Source organism: Xanthomonas sp. D-109 (assembly GCF_017746095.1).
Lineage (GTDB): Bacteria > Pseudomonadota > Gammaproteobacteria > Xanthomonadales > Xanthomonadaceae > Xanthomonas_A > Xanthomonas_A sacchari.
This window is the reverse complement of sequence record NZ_JAGHWV010000017.1, coordinates 1-22647: the sequence shown is the minus strand read 5'-3', so window position 1 is coordinate 22647 and position 22647 is coordinate 1. Positions and strand designations below refer to the sequence as shown.

Below are 22647 nucleotides of genomic sequence, written 5' to 3'. Positions count from 1 at the left end.
CGCGCGTGGCGGATTCTCATCTCCTGCACACTGGCTTGGACACAGTGGCGCCCATGCCGAATGCCGCTTCCCAGGACCTGGTGGTGCTGCGCCCGGAAGGGCTGTACTGCCCCGCCGGCGACTTCCATATCGATCCCTGGCGGCCGGTGCCGCGTGCGGTCATCACCCACGGCCACGGCGACCACGCGCGCTCGGGCATGGGCGAATACCACTGCGCCGCCGCCGGCCTGCCGATCCTGCGCTGGCGGCTCGGCGAGCAGGCCTATCGCGCCTACGACTACGGCACTCGCTTCACGCTCGGACGGGCCCAGGTCTCGCTGCATCCGGCCGGCCACGTGCTCGGCTCGGCGCAGGTGCGCATCGAAGTGGATGGCGAGGTCTGGGTCGCCTCGGGCGACTACAAGCGCCAACCCGATCCGACCTGCGCGCCGTTCGAGGTGGTGCGCTGCGACACCTTCATCACCGAGGCCACCTTCGCCCTGCCGGTGTACCGCTGGCCGGACACCAGCGCGGTGGCGCGCGACATCGTCGCCTGGCGCCGCGAGTGCGGCGCGCGCGGCGAAGCCGCGGTGCTGTTCTGCTATGCGCTGGGCAAGGCGCAGCGCGTGCTCGCTGAACTGCAGCCCTGGGACGACCAGCCGGCGCTGCTGCACGGCGCGGTGGCGGCCGGCGTGGCGGTGTACCGCGAGGCCGGCGTGGCGATGCTGGACACGCGCACCGTGTCCGAACTGGACAAGCGCGCCGACTACGCCGGGCAGCTGGTGCTGGCGCCACCCTCGGCCGCCGGCAGTCCGTGGCTGCGCCGCTTCCGCCACGCGCAACTCGGCTTCGCCTCGGGCTGGATGCGGCTGCGCGGCAACCGCCGCCGGCGCAACTACGACCGCGGCTTCGTGGTCTCCGACCATGCCGACTGGCCCGACCTGCTGCGCACCATCGACGAGACCGGCGCGCGGCGCGTGATTGCGACCCACGGCAACACCGACGCGATCATCCGCGCGCTCAACGAACGCGGCGTCGCCGCCGAGGCGTTCCGCACCGACTACGGTGGCGAGGAATGAAACGCTTCGCCGCGCTGTACCGGCAATTGGACCAGAGCACCGCGACGCTGGACAAGCGCGCCGCGCTGGTGGCGTATTTCGAGCAGGCGCCGCCGGCCGACGCGGCCTGGGCGATCTGGTTGCTCAGCGGCGGCAAGCTGCGGCGCATCGCCAACACTCGCGAACTGCGTGAGTGGATTGCACAGGAAAGCGGCCTGCCCGGCTGGCTGGTGGACGACAGCTACGACCACGTCGGCGATCTCGCCGAAACCCTCACCCTGCTGCTCGACGATCCGGCGGAAACGCCCGATTCCGCACCGCTGCGCGACTGGATCGAGGAGCGCCTGCTGCCGGTGGCCGCACAGGACGACGCCGCACGCCGCACCGCGGTGGTCGCCGGCTGGCGCAGCCTGGCCTTCGACGAGCGCCTGCTGTTCAACAAGCTGCTGACCGGCGCGCTGCGCGTGGGTGTGTCGCAGCGGCTGGTGCAGCAGGCGCTGGCGGCGATGTCCGGAATCGACATCGCGCGCATCGCCCAGCGCATGCTCGGCGCCTGGTCGCCGACGCCGCAGGCGCTGGAGCAGTTGCTGTCCGACGAGGTCCTGCCCAGCGACCGCCAACAACCCTACCCGTTCTTCCTCGCTTCGCCGCTGGAAGCCGAGGCCGACACGCTCGGCGCCATCGACGACTGGCTGCTGGAATGGAAATGGGACGGCATCCGCCTGCAACTGATCCGCCGCGACGGCGAGGTGGCGCTGTGGTCGCGTGGCGAGGAACGCCTGGACGGGCGCTTCCCGGAGATCGAAGCGGCGGCGGCCTCCCTGCCGCGCGATGCGGTGATCGACGGCGAACTGCTGGCGTGGCGCGAGGGCGAGGATGCGCCGCTGCCGTTCACCGCCCTGCAGACCCGCATCCAGCGCCGCAAGCCCGGCGCCAAGACACTGGCCGACACGCCGGCGCGCGTGCTCGCCTACGACCTGCTGGAACTGGACGGCCAGGACCTGCGCGAGCAGCCGCTGCAGCAGCGCCGCGCGCAACTGCAGGCCTTGCTGGAAGCGCACGCCGATCCGCGCCTGACGCTGTCGCCGCAGGTGCAGGCGGCAACGTGGGAGCAGGCGGCGGCGCTGCGCGAGGATGCGCGCGTGCGCGGCGTGGAAGGGCTGATGCTCAAGCGTGCGACGTCGCCTTACCAATCCGGCCGCCGCCGTGGCGACTGGTGGAAATGGAAGGTGGCGCCGCTGACCATCGACGCGGTGCTGCTGTACGCGCAAGCCGGACATGGGCGGCGCAGCACGCTGTACACCGACTACACCTTCGGCCTGTGGGACGGCGAGCAACTGGTGCCGGTGGCCAAGGCCTACTCGGGCCTGGACGACAGCGAGATCCTGGCGCTGGACCGCTGGATCCGAGCGCATACCACCGAGCGCTTCGGCCCGGTGCGCGCGGTGACGCCGTATCACGTGTTCGAGCTCGGCTTCGAGGCGGTGAATCGCAGCAGCCGGCACAAGTCCGGCATCGCCGTGCGCTTCCCGCGCATCCTGCGCTGGCGCCACGACAAGCCGTTCGCCGAGGCCGACCGCTTGAGCGCGCTGCAGGCGCTGGCGCGATGAGCGGATCGGCGGCGCGGCGGCGCCCGGCCGATGCGCCGCTGTACGCCTGGTTCGCGCAGCAGGGCTGGCAGCCGCTGCCGTTCCAGCGCGCGCTGTGGGGGCATTACCTGGAGGGCGGTTCCGGGCTGCTGCACACGCCCACCGGCAGCGGCAAGACCCTGGCCGCATTCGGCGGCCCGTTGCTGGAGGGCCTGCGTGCGCAGGCCGCGGCGCAGGCGGCCGCCGCCAAACAGAAGCCCGCCCGTGGCAACGGCGCCAGCGCGACCGCCAAGACCGTCTCGCCGCCGCGCACGCGCCGGCAGGCGCAGCGCGACCTCAAGGTGCTGTGGATCACGCCGTTGCGCGCGCTCGCCGCCGACACCGTGCGCGCGCTGCGCGAACCGGCGCAGGCGTTGGGCCTGGACTGGCAGATCGGCCTGCGCACCGGCGATGCCAGCGCGCGCGACAAGCGCCTGGCGCGCAGCGGCAAGCTCGACGTACTGGTGACCACGCCCGAATCGCTGGCGCTGCTGCTGTCCTATCCCGATACCGCGCCGCAACTGGCGACGCTGCGCTGCGTGATCGTCGACGAGTGGCACGAACTGCTCGGCAACAAGCGCGGCGTGCTGCTGCAGCTGTGCCTGGCGCGGCTGCGCGGCTGGGCGCCGGCGCTGCGCACCTGGGGCCTGTCGGCTACGCTCGGCAACCTGGACGAAGCGCGCGACGTGCTGCTGCCGCACCTGCCGCAGGCGCCGATCGTGGCCGGGGTCAAGCCGCGCACGTTGACCCTGGAAACGCTGGCGCCGACGGTCGGCGAGCGCTTCCCCTGGGCCGGGCACCTGGGCCTGGCGCAGTTGCCGCGGGTGCTCGAGAAGCTTTTCGCGGTGCGCACCAGCCTGCTGTTCACCAACACCCGCGCGCAGGCCGAGCTGTGGCACCAGGCGCTGACCTCGGTGTGGCCGGAAGAGGCGCACACGCTGGCGCTGCACCACGGCTCGCTGGATCCGGCGTTGCGCAGCGCTGCCGAGCAAGGCCTGCGCGACGGTAGCCTGCGCTGCGTGGTGGCGACCTCGAGCCTGGACCTGGGCGTGGACTTCCCCGCGGTCGACCAGGTGCTGCAGGTCGGCAGCCCCAAGGGCGTGGCGCGGCTGCTGCAGCGCGCCGGCCGCGCCAAGCATCGCCCCGGCGAGGCCGGCCACGTGCTGTGCGTGCCTTCGCACGCGCTGGAACTGGTCGAATACGCCGCCGCGCGCCGCGCCATCGCCCATGGCCGCATCGAATCGCGGCCGTCGCCGCGGCTGTCGCTGGACGTGCTGGCCCAGCACTGCATCACCTGCGCGCTGGGCGGCGGCTTCACTGCCGAGGCGCTGTACGCCGAAGTGCGCGGCACCGCCGCCTTCGCCGCGCTGGACGCACCGACCTGGCAGGCCGTGCTGGAGTTCGTCGTGCAGGGCGGGCGCGCACTGGCGCAGTATCCGGACTACCGCAAGGTGGTGCTGGACGCAGACGGCCTGTACCGCGTGCACGACCGCCGCATCGCCCTGCGCCATCGCCTGTCGATCGGCACCATCACCAGCGACGGCAGCGTCGCGGTGCGCTTCCTGCGCGGCGGCCGGCTCGGCGCGGTGGAGGAGCAGTTCGTCGGCCGCCTGCGCCGCGGCGACCGCTTCCAGTTCGCCGGGCGCATGCTGGAACTGGTGCGGCTGGAGGACATGACCGCCTACGTGCGCCTGGCCAAGGGCGGCGACGGCAGCGTGCCGAAGTGGATGGGCGGGCGCATGCCGCTGTCTTCGGAGCTGGGCCGCGAGGTGGAAGCGGTGTTCGCCGATCCGCGCGGCGAGGCCGAACTGCGCGCGCTGGCGCCGCTGCTCGGCCTGCAGCGCGCGCTGTCGGATCTGCCCGCGCCGCAGCGATTGCTGGCCGAGCGCGTGCGCGCCCGCGACGGCCAGCACCTGTTCGTGTATCCGTTCGCCGGCCGCCAGGTGCACGAAGGCCTGGCCGCGTTGCTGGCGCTGCGTTGGGGCCGGCGGCAGCGCAATACCTTCAGCTTCGCCGCCAACGACTATGGCTTCGTGCTGTCGCCGGCACAGGACGCGCCGATCGACGCGGCGCTGCTGCGCGAACTGCTGAGTCCGGCGCAGCTGTTCGAGGATCTGCGCGAGAGCCTCAACCTGGGCGAACTGGCGCGGCGCCAGTTCCGCGAGATCGCCCGTGTCGCCGGCCTGCTGCCACCCAGCCTGCCCGGCCGCCTGCCGCGCAGCCTACGCCAGTTGCAGGCCTCCAGCGGCCTGCTGTACGACGTGCTGAGCCGTTTCGATCCTGAGCACCTGCTGTTGGCGCAGGCCGAGCGCGAGGTGTTGCAGGGCCAGATGGAACTGACCCGACTCGCCGCCACCCTGGAAGATTGCGCCGCGCGCGAGCTGGCGCTGCACAGCCCGCGCAGTCTCACCCCGCTGGCGTTCCCGCTGTGGGCCGAGAGCATCCGCGGCCAGCTCAGCACCGAGGACTGGAAGGCACGGGTGATGCGCGCGGCGGCGCAACTGGAGCAGCGCCATGCGCGCTGAACTGGACTGGCTGCTGGCCGGGGAACCGATGCGCCTGCTCGGCGACCGCGCACTGTACTGGCCGGCGCGGCGGCGGTTGCTGATCGCCGACCTGCACCTGGGCAAGGCCGACGTCTTCCGCCGTGCCGGCATCGGCTTGCCGCGCGGCGGCACCGCGCTCGACCTGGCGCGGCTGTCGGCGCTGCTGCAGGCGCAGGACGCGGCGGACCTGTGGATCCTTGGCGACGTGCTGCACGGCGCTGCGCCCGATGCCGACTGGCAACGACAATGGCATGCGTGGCGCGCGCAGCATCCGCAACTGCGCGTGGCGGCGATCGCCGGCAACCACGACCGCGCCCTGGCCGGCGCCGGGCTCGACATCGCCCTGCTCGGCGCGCAGGTGGAGGACGGTCCGTTCGTGCTGCGCCACGATCCGGTGACGGATGCGCAGCGCCATGTGCTGTGCGGACATTTGCACCCGCTCGCCAAACTGCCGGGCCTGCGCCCGCGCTGGCCGGCGTTCTGGCTGCGCGACGGCATGACCGTGCTGCCGGCGTACTCGCACTTCACCGCCGGCGTCGCCCCGGTCCTGGCGCCGGGCGAGCGCCTGGTCGCGTGCGTGGAGGGCGCGGCATTGGCGCTGCCGGTGGCGACGGCGTAGATCGGGCGGGGTGGCTGATCGATCGTCGACAGACACATCGAGGCCGCATCACCTTCCGGGAGGGACTTCGGTCCATACGCGTCCGACTCAAAGGCGTCGGGGCTGAAGCCCCTCCCACAGTGCAGTCGCAATGCATTGCGCGAGTGCGGATGCCCTGCCATCTGCCGTAGGAGCGGCTTCAGCCGCGACCGGGCTTTCCCGATAAAGCCCGGTCGCGGCTGAAGCCGCTCCTACGACACCATGGCACCATCGCCGTCGGACCGCGCTCGCTGCGTTGCGCTCTGCACGCACCGTCGCCGCGACGAATCACCGAAGCTCGCGTCCAACCGCGTCCGCGATCTCGCCGCCTACGGCAGCGCCACGCGCCGCGCCATCGCCTCCTGCAACACCTCGAAAAACTCCGGCGCCAGCGGCAGCTTGCCGAACCAGCCGTGCTGGGTGCCGCTGAGCACGCGCAGCATGTGTCCGCGGCCCCCCGGCATGCGCCCGGCCGGCAGCATGCCCACGTCGCGCAGCCGCGCCACCAGATCGCGCTCGGACTGGAACAGCGGGGTCAGCCAGCGGCTCCAGAACTGGTACACCGCCACGTGCGCCTGGCGCTGCGTCTGGTAGCGCGCCAGTGCCGCGTCGATGTCCGGCGCGGTGCGCAGGCTCTCGCTCAGCGCCCAGGCGTCCATCAGCGCCATGTTGACGCCCTGCCCCAGCTGCGGGCTCATCGCATGCGCGGCATCGCCGGCCAGGACCAGGCGACCGCGGTACCAGTGCCGCTGCACCGCATCGCGGTAGCTGGCCCGCGCCAGTTGCGCGGGTGCGTCGATCTGCGCCAGGCGTTCGCGCGCCTGCGGCCACAGCTGCGCGATCTCCTCCAGCCACGGCTGCATGCCGCGCGCCTGCCAGGCCTCGAACTCGGCGGTCGGCAGGCTCCAGAAGAAACTCACCCGCGGCTCGGCATCGCCCGGGCGGGTGCCCACCGGCAGCAGGCCGATCATCTTGCGTGCGGCCACGTAGCGCTGGCGCAGTTCGTCGGCGAAGGCCCAGTCGCCGCGCGGCAGCAGGCACCACAAGGCGCCCCACGGATAGACCCGGTCCAGCCGGGTCGCCTGCACCTGCCCACGCAGCGTCGAGGCCGAACCGTCGCAGGCGATCACCAGGTCGAACGGCCCGTGCCAGCGGCCGTGCTGGTCCTGCACCCGGCGCAGCGTGTCGTCGATGGCGACGATGCGCGTATCGCGCTGCAAGGTGGCGTAGCCGTCCCAGGCCTGCGCCAGCAGCGCGAACAAGGCGCCGCGCTGCATGCCCAGCCCGAACAGGCGCGCGTCCAGGTCGCGGTAACGCATGTCCATCACCGCGCGTCCGCACGGCGTCTCGCCATAGAGACGGCGCACCGGCGCGCCGTAGGCCAGCGCCTGCTCGAGCAGGCCGATCCGCCACAGCACCTGCAGGCCGGTCGGCTGCAGCAGGAAGCCGGCACCGACCGGCCCCGGCTCGGCGGCGCGCTCGAACACCTGCACGCGATGCCCGTCGCGCGCCAGCAGCAGCGCCAGCGCCTGGCCCGCGGTGCCGTAACCGATGATCCCGATCTGCAGTCCTTGCTTCATTGCGTCCACTGTCTGCGAACGCCGCCACGGTGGCGGCGTCTCCCACAAAAAACCCCGCCGAAGCGGGGTTCAAGGCACAACCGAGTCAACGCGAGCGCTTACTCGACCGGCGTGATATTCGAGGCCTGCGCGCCCTTCGGACCCTGGGTCACGTCGTAGCTGACACGCTGTCCTTCCTGCAGGCTGCGGAAGCCCTTGGAGTTGATCGCGGAGAAGTGCGCGAACACATCGGCGCTACCGTCTTCCGGAGAAATAAAACCAAATCCCTTGGCGTCGTTGAACCACTTGACGGTACCGTTCGGCATGGTGATGCGAGACCTTTTGCAGTGAATGGGTGGTGGTTGTGCGGCAGCCGCACCGGCGGAGTATGCAAAGCTTGCGCAGCGAAGACAATCACCCGCGCGCCAGTTCCCCCACCAGCTCCGGCAGGCCGACCGAGGCCGCCTCGACGTTGGCCAGCACCTCGGCCAGGGTGATCTCCTCGGCGTCGCCGCAGCCGGCCGCCCAGTTCGCCACGATCGCCAGGCAGGCGTAGTCCAGGCCAAGCTCGCGCGCCAGCCCGGCTTCGGGCATGCCGGTCATGCCGACCAGGTCGCAGCCGTCGCGGCGCAGCCGCGCGATCTCGGCGATGGTTTCCAGGCGCGGGCCCTGGGTGGCGGCGTAGCAACCGCCATCGACCAGGGCGGTGCCGGTGACGCGCGCGGCCGCCAGGATCTTGCTGCGCAGCAGCGGCGAATACGGATGGCCGAAGTCCACGTGCAGCACCTCGCTGCCCGGCTCCTCGCACAGGGTGGAGATGCGTCCCCAGGTGTAGTCGATGAGCTGATCGGGACAGGCCAGCACGCGCGGGCCGAAGCGCTCGGTGATGCCGCCGACGGTGTTCAGCGCCAGTACCCGCGTGGCGCCGATCTGCTGCAGCGCAGCAAGGTTGGCGCGGTAGTTGATCTTGTGCGGCGGCAGCGAATGGCCTTCGCCGTGGCGGGCCAGGAAGGCGACGCGATGGCCGAGCAGCGTGCCGACCCGCACCGGGCCGGAGGGCGCGCCGTAGCGCGTTTCGACCTCGTGGGTCTGCACGTCGTCGAGCTGTGCGAGCTTGTAGACGCCGGTGCCGCCGATGACGGCCAGTGCGATGTTGTCCATGCGGATCCTCGAACGGAAGGGAACGCCTGCGCCGGCGACGCGCGCCGGCAGCGGCAAACGACGGCGGCGGAGGCGAGACTCGCCTGTCCGCTTACTCCTTCATCGCGTAGATCGCCGGCAGGTTGCGCAGGGCCTCGTTGACGTCCATGCCGAAGCCGAACACGTAGCGGTCGGGCACCTCGACGCCGATGTAGTCGGCGCTGACCCCCGGCACGCAGCGGTCGTGGCGCTTGACCGTCAGCGCGGCGATGCGCACGTCGGTGGCGCCCTGCTCCAGGCACCACTCGCGCACCGCCTTCAGGGTCAGGCCTTCGTCGAGGATGTCGTCGAGCAGCAGCACGCGGCGACCGTACAGCGCGGTGGCCGGGCGGTGCTTCCACACCAGCTCGCCGCCGACGGTCTCGCCGCGGTAGCGGGTGGCGTGCAGGTAGTCCAGTTGCAGGTCCTGGCCGCGGCTGCCCAGTTCCAGCGCCAGTTGGCCGGCGAACGGCAGCGCGCCGTGCATGATGGTCAGGTAGACCGGGGTCTCGCCGCGGTAGTCGGCGGCGATGGCGTCGGCCATCTGGGCGATGGCCTGGTCGATGCGCGGGCGATCGACCAGCAGGTCGGCCTGGGCCAGGGCCTGGGCGATGGTGAGAGTGGACATCAGGCGGTTTTTCCGAAGGTGGAGAGGAGATGGGATTGGGTGTGGCCGTAGCGGGCGTCCGCCAGCAGGCCGTCCCAGCCGAGGCCGCCGCGGCCGATCAGGCCGAGTAGCGCGGCGGTGTTGAGCGGGCGGTCGCGCACGGCCTGCAGCGATTCCTCGACCAGTTCCGGGTGGCAGACCAGCACGACATCGCAGCCGGCGTCCAGGTGCGCGGTGACCCGCGCGGCGACGCCGCCGACGGCGAACGAAGCAGCCATGCCGATGTCGTCGGAGAACACCACGCCGCGGAAACCCAGTTCCTGGCGCAGGATCTGCTGGATCCAGCGCGGGGAGTAGCCGGCCGGTTCCGGCGCAACCTGCGGATAGACCACGTGCGCCATCATCACCGCGTCGGCGCCGGCGGCGATGCCGGCGGCGAACGGCACCAGGTCTTCCTGGCGCAGGGTCTCCAGCGGCCGCGGGTCTTCGGCGTCGTCGACGTGGGTGTCCTCGAGCACGGTGCCATGGCCGGGGAAATGCTTGAGCGTGGCGCCCATGCCGACGCTGTGCATGCCGCGCACATAGGCCGCGGCGAAGGCCGCGACCACCTGCGGGTCGTCGCTGAAGGCGCGGTCGCCGATGGCGCGGTTGCCGCGGGCCAGGTCCAGCACCGGGGCGAAGCTCAGGTCGATGCCGCTGGCGCGGATCTCGCTGGCCATCAGCCAGGCATGCTGCTCGGCCATCTGCAGCGCCGCGGCCGGATCGCGCGCGTACAGCGCGCCGAAGCCCTGCAACGGCGGCAGCGCGCTGTAGCCCTCGCGGAAGCGCTGCACGCGGCCGCCTTCCTGGTCCACGCAGAGCAGCAGCGGCCGCGGCGTCGCGGCGCGGATCGCCGCGCTCAACTCGCTTACCTGCGCACGCGAGGCGAAATTGCGTTTGAACAGGACCACGCCGGCCACCGCATCGTGCTGCAGCCAGTCGCGCTCCTGCGCGGTGAGTTCGGTACCGGCAACGCCGATCGCGAGCATGCGGGGGATTCCTCCTGCCGGCGCGGTTCAGGCGCCTGTGGGCCGGCATTGTCGCAGATGCCGGCGTCGGCAGCAGGTCGCCCCTCTGTCAGCTGACACGTCGCGGTAACGAACGCGTCCGAGTTGAGGCGCGCGCGGCGACGGGCAGCGCAGCAGGACCGGACCGCGCTGCAGTCCGCCCGGTCCGCGCGCGCAAGGCGGCCTCGCGGCCCGTTGCCTGGCCGGCCTGGCTGGCACGCGCGCGATGCGGGAGACGTGCGCGGCGAGCCGGCATGGGCATCAGCAGGACGCCTGCGCAGCACCGTGGGCCGCCCCTCGCCTCCTGCGACGCTGGCTGGCGCGCGACGTCTAGACCGCGCAGCCGTCCGGGCCGCAATCGTGGCCCGCCTGGGCTTCAGCGAGCAGGCCGCGCACGGTGGCCGCGAACACCTCCGGCGGCTGCGCGCCCTGCAGCGCCTGGCGGCCATCGATCACGTAGGTGGGCACGGCACGGATGCCCATGGCCTGCGCCTGCCGCAATTCCGCCTCGATCTCGTCCAGGCCCTCGTCGCCGTCCAGCAGCGCCTGCACCCGCGCCGCCGACAGCCCGCCCGCGGTGCCGGCATCGCACAGCGTCTGCACTTCGGCCAGGTTGCGGCCCTCGGCGAAGTGCGCATGGAACAGCGCCTCGGCAACCGCGTCGACATCGCCCTCGCGCGCGGCCAGCCACAGCAACCGGTGCGCGGGCAGCGTGGTCACCCGCACCTGGCCGCGGCCGAAGTCGAACGGCAGGCCTTCGGCACGCGCGGTGGCCTGGGTCTGCGCCAGGATCTGCTCGGTGCGCGCCGCACCACCGAACTTGGCCGCATAGGCCTCACGCAACGGCACCGGCTCGGTGCCGGCGTCCGGATCCAGTTGATAGGGATGCCAGTGGATCTCCAGCGCCGGCGCCTCCGCGCCGAGCGACGCAAGACCTTGCTGCAACCGGCGCTTGCCGATCCAGCACCAGGGGCAGACCACGTCGGACCAGATGTCGATGCGCATGAGCGGGGATTGGGGATTGGGGATTGGGGATTCGTAAAAGCATAAGCCCGATTGCCGCGAGAAGCGGGGATTGGGGATTGGGGATTGGGGATTCGCAAAAGCGGGCCGCGTGCGGCGTTTGGCTTTACGCTTTTACCAATCCCGAATCCCGACTCGCCAATCCCGTCCATTCGCAGAATGGACACGTCGCCAGCGCCACGTTGTAGTACCGCGGGTCGTCGGTGACTTCGGCGCCGAGCCAGTCGGGCCTGGCGAATGCCTCGTCGGCACTGTCCAGCTCGATCTCGGCGACCACCAGCCCGGCGTTGTCGCCGAGAAACTCGTCCACTTCCCAGAGGTGGCCCTGGTACTGCACGAGATGCCGGCGCTTGTCGATCAGCCCGCCCACGCACAGCGCCAGCAGCGCGCGCGCATCGTCCAGCGGAATCGGATACTCGAACTCCTGGCGGGTGTGCCCGAGCTCGCGCGACTTGAGATTGAGGAACGCGTCCTCGCCCTGCACCCGCACCCGTACCGACGCCTTCTGCGCCCCGCTGGCCAACGCTGCCTGGTCGTTGAGATAGCCCTGCGCCATCGGCATCACCGCATGCGCCGCCGCGCGCCAGCCGTCGTGGGTGACAAGGAATTTGCGTTCGATTTCTAAGGGCATGGGATTGGGGAGTGGGGATTCGGGATTGGTTAAAGCATAAGCCAGCGCGCGGAGGCGCCGTTGCAAATCCCCAATCCCCAATCCCGAATCACGGCTTTTCAAACACCGCAATGCTCTCCACATGCGCGGTATGCGGGAACATGTCCATCGCACCGGCGGCCTTGAGCACGAAGCCCTGTTCGTTGACCAGGTAACCGGCGTCGCGCGCCAGCGAGCCGGGATGACAGCTGACGTAGACGATGCGCTGGAACTGCTTCAACGGCAGTTGCTGCAGCACCTCCAACGCGCCGGAGCGCGGCGGGTCCAGCAGCAGCTTGTCGAAGCCCTGGCGCATCCATGGCGCCTGGCGCTGGTCCTGGGTCAGGTCGGCGGCGAAGAACTGGGCGTTGTCCAGGCCGTTGCGCAGCGCGTTCTCCCGCGCGCGCGCCACCAGCCCGGCGTCGCCCTCCACGCCGACCACCTCGCGCACGGTGCGCGCCAGCGGCAGGGTGAAGTTGCCCAGGCCGCAGAACAGGTCCAGCACCCGGTCGCCGGGCTGCGCATCGAGCAGCGCCAGCGCGTGCGCGATCATCTTCTCGTTGAGCGCGGCATTGACCTGGATGAAGTCCAGCGGCCGGAACGCCAGTTCCACGTCCCACTGCGGCAGCCGGAACGACAGCGGCACCTCCTGCGGATACAGCGGATGCACGCTGTCCACGCCGCCGGGCTGCAGGAAGATGGCGAAGTCGTGCTGCTGCGCGAAGGCGATCAGCGCGTCCTGGTCGCGCGCGCTCAGCGGCTGCATGTGGCGGAAGGTCAGCGCCACCGCGGCGTCGCCGGCGATGAACTCGATCTGCGGGATGTCGCGCTTGCCGTCCAGGCTCTCCACCAGTTCCGCCAGCGCGGTCACCTTGAAACCGATCTGCGGGATCACCGTGTGGCAGACCGACAGGTCGGCGACGAAGCGCGGATCCTGCTCGCGGAAGCCGACCAGGGTCTTGCCCTTCTTCTCCACCCGCCGCACCGAGAAGCGGCCCTTTCGCCGGTAGCCCCACGGCGCGCCGGTCAGCGCCGGCAGCACCGCCTGCGGGGTCACGTGGCCGATGCGCTCCAGGTTCTCGGTCAGCACCCGCTGCTTGGCGACGATCTGCTGGTCCTCGGCCAGGTGCTGCAGCACGCAGCCGGCGCAGACGCCGAAATGCGGGCAGCGCGGCGTCACCCGCTGCGGCGAGGCCTGCAGCACCTGCACGGTACGCGCCTCGTCGAAGTGGCGGTTGCGCGCGGTCGGTTCGGCCAGGACGGTCTCGCCAGGCAGCGCGCCGGCGACGAAGGCGACCTTGTCGCCCTCGCGGCGGGCCACGCCGCGGCCGTCGTGGCTGAGGTCGGCGATGTCGGTCTGGAAGGGCGTGCGGTCGAGACGGTTTCTGGATCGGGCCACGTGGCAACAGGCTGCGGGCGGAAAAGGGCCGCCATTGTCGCAGATGGGCCGCGCCGGGACCGGCTTGCGATTGCCGCGCCGGCGAGGCAAAGTGGCGCGGACGCACGCGCGCCGCCGCGCGGGATGCGACCACGCCGCATGGAGGCATCAGCATGGTATCGACCCAGGATCCGGTAACGCGACTGCTGCTCGTCGAAGACGACCCGATCAGCCGCGCCTTCTTCGACGCGACCCTGCAGGCGCTGCCGGCCCAGGTGGACCTGGCCGACTCCGTCGCCAGCGCCCTCGACCGCGCGCAGACGCAGGCCCACGACCTGTGGCTGATCGACGCCAACCTGCCCGACGGCAGCGGCAGCGACCTGCTGCACCAGTTGCAGCGGCAGCGCCCCGGCACCCTCGGGCTGGCGCATACGGCAGACGCCAGCGGCACCGTTCGCGCGCAGCTGCTCGATGCCGGGTTCGCCGACGTGCTGCTCAAGCCGCTCAGCACCGAACGGCTGCTGCAATCGGTGCGCCGGCTGCTGGCGCGCGGCCGCTCCGGCGGCACGCCCGGCACCGCCGAGCCGACCCTGGACTGGGACGAGACCACCGCGCTGGCCGCGCTCAACGGCGAGCGCGCGCATCTGATCGCGCTGCGCGAGCTGTTCCTGGCCGAGCTGCCCGGCACCCGCGACGCGGTCGCCTCGGCCCTGCAACTCAGCGACGACCAGGCCGTGCGCAACCACCTGCACCGGCTGCAGGCCAGCTGCGGCTTCGTCGGCGCCGCGCGCCTGGCGCGCGCCGTGCGCCAGTTGCATGGCGACCCGGCCTCCTCGCAGGCCCGCCACCAGTTCAGCGAGGCGGTGGCGGCGTTGTTGCACTGAATGCCGGGATTGGGGATTGGGGATTGGGGATTGGGGGTGCCGATCGGCGTCCGATTGGGCTGGGGGAGACGCGACTTCGGTTGGATCCGCGCGCTCCCGGACGTTGCCAGGGCGGTGCAGGCCGCGGCCGCCCTCGCCCACCTGCTGTCATCGATTCATGCGACGGCGATGGTGCGTGATGGCGCGACCGAAGTGCATCTCCAATCTCCCGTCGGCGCGGCTTCCGCCGCGACAGGCGTTACCGGGAACGGGCATCGCGGCTGAAGCCGCTCCTACAAAAAAACGTGCATCTGGTGACGTGTGCGGTCGCCTGGCTGCCCGTCTGGCCGCGGCGCTCGCACCGCCGATCCGGAGCGGTCACGACGCCGCGGACGGCGGCACCTTCGCCTCTTCCGCCATGGACCTGGCTGCCCGTCTGGCCGCGGCGCTCGCACCGCCGATCCGGAGCGGTCACGACGCCGCGGACGGCGGCACCTTCGCCTCTTCCGCCATGGACTCCGCCATCGCGTCGGACGTGGAATCCGGATCGGCGTCCGCGTCGGGCGTCGCCGCGCGGAGTGCCGTCTCCGGCGCCGCGGCGGCGCTGCGCTGCCGTGCCAGGTCCTCGACCATTTCCCAGGATTTCAGGCCGCGGCCGCCGAGGTGATGCAGCAGCACCACGCGCATGCCGCGGCGCAGGCCAGGCAGATCCTCGGCAGCCGGCTCGGTGTCGTCGGCCAGGGCCAGCAGCGCGCGGCCGGTGGCCATGCCGCTGCGCTGGTCGTGGCCGCGGTCGCTCAACAACCGGCGAGGTCCGTGTTCGGCGTCGAGCACGTAGCGCGCGGCCGGGTCGATCGGCTCGCCGTCGCCGTCGTGGCGCAGGTCGAAGCCCACGCCCAGCGCCTCCAGCAGGTCGCGCTCGAAGCAGCGCAGCGACCAGGCCAACGGCGCCTCGGCCGCCAGCCGCGCGCGCACCCGCGCATAGGCCAGGTACAGGTCCGGCGCCGGATCGTCGCGCGGGGCCAGGCGCAGGGTCAGTTCGTTGATGTAGAAGCCGGCCAGCATCGCCTCGCCGCTCAGCCGCGGCGCCGCATCCAGCGCCTCGGCCGCGCGCAGTTGCGCCAGTTCGCCGCGCCGCTGCGCGCTGAAGCGGATCGACTGCAGCGGCTGCAGCGCCGCGCGCAAGGCCTGCTTCTTCGGCCCCTGCACACCGCGCGCCAGCACTCCGAGCCGGCCGTGGTGCACGCTCAGCACTTCCACCAGCAGGCTGGTCTCGCGCCAGGGCCGGGCGTGCAGGACGAAACCGGGTTCGTGCTCGATCAAGGCTGCAGAGGCTGGGAATGGGGAGTGGGAAATAGGGAATGGAACAGCATGCCGTCCCTGGCCGCGTCATCGTCCAACGATCGGAAAGAGCCAGCGTCGTGTAGAAGCGGCTTCAGCCGCAACGGGCGCTACCGGGGGAACGCACGTGGCTGAAGCCGCCCCCACACACAACATGATTGTCCCGGAGGCGCGGAAATCCGATTCCCGATTCCCGATTCACCATTCCCGGCTTTACTCCCCGTACCCGAACGCCTTCAGCGCCGCCTCGTCGTCGGACCAGCCCTCGCGCACGCGCACCCAGGTCTCCAGGAACACCTTGGCGCCGAACAGGCGCTCCATCTGCTGGCGGGCCTTGGCGCCGATGTCCTTCAGGCGGGTGCCGCCCTTGCCGATCACGATCGCCTTCTGGCCTTCGCGCTCGACCCAGATCACCGCGCCGATGCGCAGCAGCGCGCCGTCCTCGGCGAAGCGCTCGATCTCCACGGTGGTCGCGTACGGCAGTTCCTCGCCGAGCTGGCGCATCAACTGCTCGCGCACCAGTTCGCCGGCCAGGAAGCGCTGGCTGCGGTCGGTGATCTCGTCCTCGCCGAACATCGGCGGCGCTTCCGGCACCAGTGCCAACAGGTCGCGCACCAGCGCCTCCAGGCCCTTGCGCTTGAGCGCGGAAATCGGGTGTACCGCGGCGAAGCTGCGGCCCTCGCTGACCTGCTGCAGGAACGGCAGCAGCGCGGTCTTGTCCTTGAGCCGGTCGACCTTGTTGACCACCAGCACCACCGGGATGCCGGCGTCGCTGAGCACGTTGAACGCCAGCGTATCCTCCTCGTCCCAGCGCCCGGCCTCGATCACCAGCAGGCCGGCGTCCACGCCCTCCAGCGAACCGCGCGCGGCGCGGTTCATCACCCGGTTCATGGCGCGCTTCTGCTCGCGGTGCAGGCCGGGGGTATCGACCAGCAGCAACTGGCCGGCCGGGAAGCTGGCGATGCCCAGCAGCCGGTGCCGGGTGGTCTGCGGCCGGTTGGAGACGATGCTGACCTTGGCGCCCACCAGGGCGTTGGTCAGGGTGGACTTGCCCACGTTGGGGCGGCCGATCACGGCCACGCTGCCGCTGCGGTAAGGGGTGGTCGCTTGTTCGTTCACTTGCTCGAATCCAGTTGCTCGATGGCGGCGGCGGCGGCCTGCTGCTCGGCCAGGCGCCGCGAGGTGCCCTCGCCCTCGGTCAGCAGGGCGGGCTCGGCGAGTACGCAGCGTACCCGGAATAGCTTGGCGTGGTCGTCGCCGGTCTCGCTGATCAGTTCGTAGGCCGGCAGGGTCCGCTGCCGGGCCTGCAGCCATTCCTGCAGGCGGGTCTTGGCGTCCTTCTCCACCTTGCCCACCGGCAGCGCCGCCAGCGCGGCCTCGAACCAGGGCAGGATGGTGGCGCGGCAGGTCTCGAGGCCGGCGTCCAGGTAGATCGCCGCAACCACGGCCTCCACCGCATCGGCCAGGATCGAGTCGCGGCGATGGCCGCCGGACTTCATCTCGCCCGGGCCCAGGGTCAGGCGTTCGCCCAGCTCCAGTTGCCGGCCGATGGCGGCCAGCGACGCCTCGCGCACCAGCTCGGCGCGGGCGCGGGTCAGCGCGCCCTCGTCGGCCTTGGGCCAGCGCTGGTACAGCGCCTCGGCGATCAGCAGGTTGACGATGCCGTCGCCGAGGAATTCCAGACGTTCGTTGTGCGGCGCGCCGGCACTGCGATGGGTCAGCGCCTGCGCCAGCAACTGCGGCTCGGCGAAGCGGTGACCGATGCGGTCACCGCGCAGGATGGTCTTACTGGCCACCACGCGTCGACAGGTCCTGGGTGGCGTCGAACTTGCCGACCACGTCCAGATTGGCGATCAGCGGGCGGCGCACTTCGTAGGCCACGTGCATCTTCACGCCGGTATCGGTGCGCTCGAAGGTGACGTCGCCGGGCTTGACGTTGTCCGAATTGTTGATGTCCAGGCGCCGGAACAGCGAGGCCTTGGCCTGCGACGGATCCATCTCGGCGCTGCCGGCTTCGGTCGCCAGGCCCTTCATCGCCGAGCGCACCGCATAGAACTCCATGTACATCGGGAACAGCTTCATGCCGATGTAGACGAAGAATCCGACCACCGCCAGCACGATCACGAACGAGGTCAAGGTCATGCCACTTTGCTTGTGCTTCATCGCGCTTCCCCTCACGCAAGTCACTGAATGGTCGTCCCGATCCGCGACGGATCGAAACTGCCGCTGCAAAACCAGCCTTCGCAATTGAGCCAGATCAGGAACGCCTTGCCGCGCAGGTTCTCCTCGGGCAGGAAATGGGTCTGGGTCCAGAACCGGCTGTCCTCGCTGTTGTCGCGATTATCGCCCATCACGAAGTACTTGCCCGGCGGCACCACCCAGTCGCCCTGGCCGGCCGGATTGTTGCGGTCGATCCATTCCAGCTCGGTGTGGGTGCGCCCCGGCAGGTACTCGGTGAGCAGCGTGGCACCGGTCATTTCCGCGCCCTTGCCCTTGCCGACGTACTCGCCCATGACCTTGTACTTCATCGGCGTGCCGTTGATGTACAGGGTATCGCCGTGGAAGCCGATGCGATCGCCCGGCAGGCCGATCACGCGCTTGATCCAGTTCTCGTCCGGCTTGTGCGGCGGCTTGAACACCACCACGTCGCCGCGCTTGGGCTCGCCGACCGGAATGATCTTCTGGTTGGTGATCGGCAGGCGGAAGCCGTAGGAGAACTTGTTGACCAGGATGAAATCGCCGACCAGCAGGTTCGGCATCATCGAGCTGGACGGGATCTTGTACGGCTCGGCGATGAAGCTGCGCAGGATCAGCACCACCGCCAGCACCGGGAAGAACGCCCGCGAGTAGTCGACGATCACCGGCTCGCTGTCGAGCAACCCGGCCCGCGCGGCGCGGCGCTTGGCGAAGAACAGCTTGTCCAGCAGGGTGATGATGCCGGTGGCGAAGGTCAGGACCACCAGCGCGATTTCAAACCATTTCATTCTTATTCCTTCGGAATGGGAATAGGGAATGGAGAACGGGGAATCGGGAAGGCAAGAGCATGCGCTCTTTCGATTCCCCATTCCCTATTCACGACTCCCGGCTACTTGTCCATCTGCAGCACGGCCAGGAAGGCTTCCTGCGGGATTTCCACGCGGCCGACCTGCTTCATGCGCTTCTTGCCTTCCTTCTGCTTTTCCAACAGCTTCTTCTTGCGCGAGACGTCGCCACCATAGCACTTGGCCAGCACGTTCTTGCGCATCGCCTTGACCGTGGTGCGGGCGATGATCTGCGAGCCGATCGCGGCCTGGATCGCCACGTCGAACATCTGCCGCGGGATCAGGTCCTTCATCTTCTCGCACAGTTCGCGGCCGCGGCGGTCGGCGTGGCTGCGGTGCGCGATCAGCGACAGCGCATCGACCTTGTCGCCGTTGATCAGCACGTCCACGCGCACGAACGGGCCGGCGTCGAAACGCACGAAGTGGTAGTCCAGCGAGGCGTAGCCGCGGCTGACCGACTTGAGCTTGTCGAAGAAGTCCAGCACCACCTCGGCCATCGGCAGCTCGTAGCTGATCTGCACCTGGCTGCCCAGGTAGTTGATGCCGATCTGGCTGCCGCGCTTTTCCTCGCACAGCTTGATGATGTTGCCGATGTATTCCTCGGGGGTGAGGATGTTGGCGCGGATGATCGGCTCGCGGATTTCCTCGACCATGTTCAACTGCGGCAGCTTGGCCGGGTTGTCCATGCTGATGATCGAGCCGTCGGTCTTGAGCACCTCGTAGACCACGGTCGGCGCGGTGCTGATCAGGTCCAGGTTGTACTCGCGCTCCAGGCGCTCCTGCACGATCTCCATGTGCAGCATGCCGAGGAAGCCGCAGCGGAAGCCGAAGCCCATGGCCTCGGAGCTTTCCGGCTCGAAGCGCAGCGCCGCGTCGTTCAGGCGCAGCTTGTCCAGCGCCTCGCGCAGGTTGGTGTAGTCCTCGGCATCGACCGGGAACAGGCCGGCGAACACGCGCGGCTGCATTTCCTGGAAGCCCGGCAGCGGCTTGCTGGCCGGGTCGCCGGCCAGGGTCAGGGTGTCGCCGACTGGCGCGCCGTGCACGTCCTTGATGCTGGCGGTGACCCAGCCCACCTCGCCCGCGCGCAGCGCCGGCAGCACCTTGCGCTTGGGCGTGAACACGCCGACGCTGTCGACCTGGTGGGTGCGGCCGGTGGACATCACCAGCAGCTTGTCGCCGGCCTTGATCTCGCCCTGCATCACCCGCACCAGCGAGACCACGCCCAGGTAGTTGTCGAACCAGGAGTCGATGATCAGCGCCTGCAGCTTGTCGGTGTCGCGCGGCACCGGCGGCGGGATGCGCAGCACGATCGCCTCCAGCACGTCGCGCACGTTCAGTCCGGTCTTGGCGCTGACCGCGACCGCGTCGGTGGCGTCGATGCCGATCACCGCCTCGATCTCGGCCTTGGCGCGCTCGATGTCGGCGGTGGGCAGGTCGATCTTGTTCAGCACCGGCACCACTTCCAGGCCCTGCTCCACCGCGGTATAGCAGTTGGCCACCGACTGCGCCTCCACGCCCTGCGCCGCGTCCACCACCAGCAGCGCGCCCTCGCAGGCGGCCAGCGAGCGGCTGACCTCGTAGGAGAAGTCGACGTGGCCGGGGGTGTCGATGAAGTTCAGGTGGTAGACCTGCCCGTCCTGCGCGGTGTACGGCAGCGACACGGACTGGGCCTTGATGGTGATGCCGCGTTCGCGCTCGATCGGGTTGGAATCGAGCACCTGCGCTTCCATCTCGCGTGCCTGCAGGCCGCCGCAAAGTTGGATGATGCGATCGGCCAGGGTCGATTTGCCGTGGTCGACGTGGGCGATGATGGAGAAGTTGCGGATGTTCCGCATCGAATCAGAGGACATGAGGTGGGCGGCGGCCAGGACCGTCGTCAGGATAACGGGCCATTATCGCATGGCCGGCGGCCGCTGGTGACGGCCGCCGGATTCGCCCCTGCTCCGGGGCGCCGACCCGTCTGGATCGGCGCCCGGGATGGCGCCCGGCCTTCGCCGGGCGCGCGGGATCAGCCGCCGGCGCGCACCGCGACGAAGCTGGTGGTGTCGCGCACGCGGATCAGCAGCATCACCACGTCGCCCTTCTTGTAGGCGCTCAGCTGCTGGTTCAGGGCGGCCACGCTGCCGACCGGGGTGCGTCCGACCTGCAGGATCACCATGCCCGGCACCAGCTGCGCGTCGCGCGCTGCGCGGCCGGTCACCGCGGTGATGCGCACGCCCTTGCCCGGCTCCACGCCCAGTTGCTGGCGGGTGGCGGCGTCCAGGTCGGCCACTTCGATGCCGAGCAGCGCATTGGCGCCGGTGGCCGGCGCGGCGTTGTCGCCCACCACCGGGCCGGCGTTGGGCTGGGCGTCGTCGGCCAGCGCGGTCAGCTGCACGGTCAGCTCGCGCGGCTTGCCGTCGCGCAGGATGCCCAGGCGCACCTTGGCGCCCGGCTGCATCGCGCCGATCATCGGCGGCAGGTCGCTGGAGGCGCCGATCTCGGTGCCGTTGACCGTGCGGATCACGTCGCCCACTTCCAGCCCGGCCTTGGCCGCCGGGCTGCCCTGCACCAGTTGGTTGACCAGGGCGCCGCGCGTATCCGGCAGGCCCAGGCCCTGCGCCTTCAGCGAATCGATGGCGCCGACCATGACCCCGAGCTGGGCGCGGGTGACCTTGCCGGTCTTCTTGATCTGCTCGACCGCGCTCATCGCCAGGTCGATCGGGATCGCGAAGCTGATGCCCATGTAGCCGCCGGAGGCGGAGAAGATCTGCGAGTTGATGCCGACCACCTCGCCGCGGGTATTGAGCAGCGGGCCGCCGGAATTGCCCTGGTTGATCGCCACGTCGGTCTGGATGAACGGCACGTAGCGCTGGTCGGCGTAGGGATTGCTGCGGCCGGTGGCGCTGACGATGCCGGCGGTGACCGAGTGGTCCAGGCCGAACGGCGAGCCGATCGCCACCACCCACTGGCCGGGCTTGAGCAGGTTGGAGTCCCCGATGCGCACCGTCGGCAGGTTCTTGCCGTCGATCTTCAGCAGCGCCACGTCGTACTGCTGGTCGCTGCCGACCACCTTGGCGGTGAACTCGCGGCGGTCGGTGAGCTTGACCTTGACCTCGCTGGCGCCGTCGACCACGTGGTGATTGGTCAGCACATAGCCATCGGGCGAGATGATGAAGCCCGAGCCCATCGAGCGGCCCGCGGGGCCGTCGTCGTCCGGCGCGCCGCCGCGCGGCTGCCCGGGCATGCCCGGCATGCCGTCCGGCCCGAAGAAGCGGCGGAAGAACTCGGGCATCTGGTCGTCGTCGGGCATGCCGCCGCCCGAACGCGCCGCCGCGGCGCGGCGGCTGATGGTGGTCTCGACGTTGACCACGCCCGGGCCGACCTGCTCGACCAGCCGGGTGAAGTCGGGAAGGTTGCCGACCAGCTGCGGCGCCGGCGCGGACTGTGCCGCCGGCGGCGGGGCGCTGGCGGCACTGGGGCTGGGCTGCTGCGCACAGGCAGCCAGCGGCACGGTCAGCGCCAGCAGGCCCAACAGATGGTGGCGGATACGGTGAGTCATCGGACGCGAGCCTCCGGTTCGGGAAGGGGAAGAACGAGGGGACGAAGCAACGGGGACCACGCGCCGGGACGAAAGACCGGCGCGCGGGGTTCAGGGCTGCTGCGGCGGCGGGTTGGTCGCCGCGTCGGCAGGCAGGCGGGGTTCGAACGGATAGAACGCCGCCGGATCCGCGCCGCTGCGCGGGAAGCTGGCGGTGAATTCACCGCCGTCGGCGGCCGGCAGGGTCGAGCGCGGCCACGGCCGGGCCTGCAACGGCGTTGCCGGGTGCCCGAACGGATCGTTGGCGCGTTGCGCGACCAGGGTCGGCGCGGCGACCGGCGCCACCAACGGGGTCTGTGCGGACGCCTTGGCCTGCGGCCTGGCGGGGGCCGCGGCGGCGTAGGCGCGCTCAGCCGGGACGTTGCGGGTGCGTACCGCCTGTTCGCTACGGGTGGCCTCGCGTCGCGCCGCCGCGGCCGCCTCCTGGCGACGATTGGCGGCGATCGCCATCGCCGGCGCGGCGGCGACGGCGGCGGCGAGATCGCCCTGCGGATCGGCGGGCGCCGGCGCAGGCGTCGGGACCTGCGGCGTGG

General features: G+C 70.7%; 20 protein-coding genes and 1 pseudogene. 5 read left to right on the top strand and 16 right to left on the bottom strand.

All coding sequences use genetic code 11. The features are described 5' to 3' along the window. Positions 1-53: 53 nt before the first annotated feature. From J7357_RS16350 to pdeM, 4 genes are read left to right on the top strand one after another with little or no spacing between them, the layout of a single operon-like run. The gene (locus J7357_RS16350; protein ID WP_209248109.1) at positions 54-1058 is read left to right on the top strand and encodes a ligase-associated DNA damage response exonuclease; all 1005 of its coding nucleotides are present in this window, start codon (positions 54-56) and stop codon (positions 1056-1058) included. After that, positions 1055-2647 carry an ATP-dependent DNA ligase gene (locus J7357_RS16345; RefSeq protein ID WP_209248107.1) on the top strand — a complete coding sequence of 531 codons (1593 nt, stop codon included), beginning with the start codon at positions 1055-1057 and terminating at the stop codon, positions 2645-2647. Before J7357_RS16350 ends, J7357_RS16345 begins: the two co-directional genes overlap by 4 nt. Continuing rightward, the gene (locus tag J7357_RS16340) at positions 2644-5190 is read left to right on the top strand and encodes a ligase-associated DNA damage response DEXH box helicase (protein WP_209248104.1); all 2547 of its coding nucleotides are present in this window, start codon (positions 2644-2646) and stop codon (positions 5188-5190) included. The genes J7357_RS16345 and J7357_RS16340 overlap by 4 nt, the downstream gene beginning before the upstream one ends. After that, the gene (pdeM, locus tag J7357_RS16335) at positions 5180-5830 is read left to right on the top strand and encodes a ligase-associated DNA damage response endonuclease PdeM (RefSeq protein WP_209248103.1); all 651 of its coding nucleotides are present in this window, start codon (positions 5180-5182) and stop codon (positions 5828-5830) included. The genes J7357_RS16340 and pdeM overlap by 11 nt, the downstream gene beginning before the upstream one ends. Positions 5831-6177: 347 nt before the next feature. Here the strand turns inward: pdeM and J7357_RS16330 are convergent, their stop codons facing one another. From J7357_RS16330 to rlmD, 8 genes are all read right to left on the bottom strand, one after another. Then, positions 6178-7428: an NAD(P)/FAD-dependent oxidoreductase gene (locus tag J7357_RS16330; RefSeq protein ID WP_209248101.1), complete on the bottom strand. Its 1251-nt coding sequence runs from the start codon at positions 7426-7428 to the stop codon at positions 6178-6180. A 98-nt stretch (positions 7429-7526) separates the two neighbouring features. Next, on the bottom strand, positions 7527-7733 hold the full coding sequence (locus J7357_RS16325; protein WP_003488188.1) for a cold-shock protein: 207 nt from the start codon (positions 7731-7733) through the stop codon (positions 7527-7529). 88 nt (positions 7734-7821) lie between these two features. Continuing rightward, positions 7822-8574 carry an S-methyl-5'-thioinosine phosphorylase gene (locus J7357_RS16320; protein ID WP_087943469.1) on the bottom strand — a complete coding sequence of 251 codons (753 nt, stop codon included), beginning with the start codon at positions 8572-8574 and terminating at the stop codon, positions 7822-7824. 85 nt (positions 8575-8659) lie between these two features. Further along, positions 8660-9214: a hypoxanthine-guanine phosphoribosyltransferase gene (locus J7357_RS16315; RefSeq protein WP_010342284.1), complete on the bottom strand. Its 555-nt coding sequence runs from the start codon at positions 9212-9214 to the stop codon at positions 8660-8662. Next, positions 9214-10221: a beta-N-acetylhexosaminidase gene (gene nagZ, locus J7357_RS16310; RefSeq protein WP_209248099.1), complete on the bottom strand. Its 1008-nt coding sequence runs from the start codon at positions 10219-10221 to the stop codon at positions 9214-9216. Before nagZ ends, J7357_RS16315 begins: the two co-directional genes overlap by 1 nt. Positions 10222-10569: 348 nt before the next feature. Continuing rightward, positions 10570-11244, bottom strand: a complete 675-nt coding sequence (locus J7357_RS16305) for a DsbA family oxidoreductase (protein WP_209248097.1) — start codon at positions 11242-11244, stop codon at positions 10570-10572. Between the two features lie 124 nt (positions 11245-11368). Continuing rightward, positions 11369-11893: a CYTH domain-containing protein gene (locus tag J7357_RS16300; RefSeq protein WP_209248095.1), complete on the bottom strand. Its 525-nt coding sequence runs from the start codon at positions 11891-11893 to the stop codon at positions 11369-11371. Between the two features lie 88 nt (positions 11894-11981). After that, entirely contained in the window at positions 11982-13310 is a 1329-nt protein-coding gene (gene rlmD / locus J7357_RS16295) for a 23S rRNA (uracil(1939)-C(5))-methyltransferase RlmD (protein WP_209248093.1), read from the bottom strand. A 152-nt stretch (positions 13311-13462) separates the two neighbouring features. On the opposite strand from rlmD, the gene J7357_RS16290 reads away from it, so the two are divergent. After that, positions 13463-14173 carry a response regulator gene (locus J7357_RS16290; RefSeq protein ID WP_209248091.1) on the top strand — a complete coding sequence of 237 codons (711 nt, stop codon included), beginning with the start codon at positions 13463-13465 and terminating at the stop codon, positions 14171-14173. 450 nt (positions 14174-14623) lie between these two features. Here J7357_RS16290 and recO read toward each other — a convergent pair whose 3' ends face one another. From recO to J7357_RS16250, 8 genes and pseudogenes are all read right to left on the bottom strand, one after another. Continuing rightward, the gene (recO, locus tag J7357_RS16285; RefSeq protein WP_209248089.1) at positions 14624-15475 is read right to left on the bottom strand and encodes a DNA repair protein RecO; all 852 of its coding nucleotides are present in this window, start codon (positions 15473-15475) and stop codon (positions 14624-14626) included. Positions 15476-15706: 231 nt separating this feature from the next. Continuing rightward, a complete protein-coding gene (gene era, locus J7357_RS16280) occupies positions 15707-16612 on the bottom strand; it encodes a GTPase Era (protein ID WP_152237260.1) in 906 nt (301 codons plus the stop codon). After that, entirely contained in the window at positions 16609-17289 is a 681-nt protein-coding gene (gene rnc, locus J7357_RS16275; protein ID WP_209248087.1) for a ribonuclease III, read from the bottom strand. Before rnc ends, era begins: the two co-directional genes overlap by 4 nt. Further along, positions 17279-17656 (bottom strand): DUF4845 domain-containing protein, encoded by a 378-nt coding sequence (locus tag J7357_RS16270; protein WP_043092733.1) that lies wholly within the window; start codon positions 17654-17656, stop codon positions 17279-17281. Before J7357_RS16270 ends, rnc begins: the two co-directional genes overlap by 11 nt. Positions 17657-17676: 20 nt before the next feature. Further along, positions 17677-18477 carry a signal peptidase I gene (gene lepB / locus J7357_RS16265; protein ID WP_010340595.1) on the bottom strand — a complete coding sequence of 267 codons (801 nt, stop codon included), beginning with the start codon at positions 18475-18477 and terminating at the stop codon, positions 17677-17679. A 101-nt stretch (positions 18478-18578) separates the two neighbouring features. After that, complete coding sequence (gene lepA / locus J7357_RS16260) at positions 18579-20369, bottom strand: translation elongation factor 4 (protein WP_043092734.1); 1791 nt, start codon at positions 20367-20369, stop codon at positions 18579-18581. 173 nt (positions 20370-20542) lie between these two features. Beyond that, on the bottom strand, positions 20543-22075 hold the full coding sequence (locus J7357_RS16255; protein ID WP_209248085.1) for a DegQ family serine endoprotease: 1533 nt from the start codon (positions 22073-22075) through the stop codon (positions 20543-20545). Positions 22076-22165: 90 nt separating this feature from the next. After that, positions 22166-22647: pseudogene (locus J7357_RS16250) on the bottom strand (hypothetical protein); the annotation flags it as partial.

Bases quoted from the DNA above. Each gene is read 5' to 3' on its own strand.
- J7357_RS16350 (WP_209248109.1), top strand. From the start codon at position 54: ATGCCGAATGCCGCTTCCCAGGACCTGGTGGTGCTGCGCCCGGAAGGG.
- J7357_RS16345 (WP_209248107.1), top strand. From the start codon at position 1,055: ATGAAACGCTTCGCCGCGCTGTACCGGCAATTGGACCAGAGCACCGCG.
- J7357_RS16340 (WP_209248104.1), top strand. From the start codon at position 2,644: ATGAGCGGATCGGCGGCGCGGCGGCGCCCGGCCGATGCGCCGCTGTAC.
- pdeM (WP_209248103.1), top strand. From the start codon at position 5,180: ATGCGCGCTGAACTGGACTGGCTGCTGGCCGGGGAACCGATGCGCCTG.
- J7357_RS16330 (WP_209248101.1), bottom strand. From the start codon at position 7,428: ATGAAGCAAGGACTGCAGATCGGGATCATCGGTTACGGCACCGCGGGC.
- J7357_RS16325 (WP_003488188.1), bottom strand. From the start codon at position 7,733: ATGCCGAACGGTACCGTCAAGTGGTTCAACGACGCCAAGGGATTTGGT.
- J7357_RS16315 (WP_010342284.1), bottom strand. From the start codon at position 9,214: ATGTCCACTCTCACCATCGCCCAGGCCCTGGCCCAGGCCGACCTGCTG.
- nagZ (WP_209248099.1), bottom strand. From the start codon at position 10,221: ATGCTCGCGATCGGCGTTGCCGGTACCGAACTCACCGCGCAGGAGCGC.
- J7357_RS16305 (WP_209248097.1), bottom strand. From the start codon at position 11,244: ATGCGCATCGACATCTGGTCCGACGTGGTCTGCCCCTGGTGCTGGATC.
- J7357_RS16300 (WP_209248095.1), bottom strand. From the start codon at position 11,893: ATGCCCTTAGAAATCGAACGCAAATTCCTTGTCACCCACGACGGCTGG.
- J7357_RS16290 (WP_209248091.1), top strand. From the start codon at position 13,463: ATGGTATCGACCCAGGATCCGGTAACGCGACTGCTGCTCGTCGAAGAC.
- J7357_RS16270 (WP_043092733.1), bottom strand. From the start codon at position 17,656: ATGAAGCACAAGCAAAGTGGCATGACCTTGACCTCGTTCGTGATCGTG.
- lepB (WP_010340595.1), bottom strand. From the start codon at position 18,477: ATGAAATGGTTTGAAATCGCGCTGGTGGTCCTGACCTTCGCCACCGGC.
- lepA (WP_043092734.1), bottom strand. From the start codon at position 20,369: ATGCGGAACATCCGCAACTTCTCCATCATCGCCCACGTCGACCACGGC.
- J7357_RS16255 (WP_209248085.1), bottom strand. From the start codon at position 22,075: ATGACTCACCGTATCCGCCACCATCTGTTGGGCCTGCTGGCGCTGACC.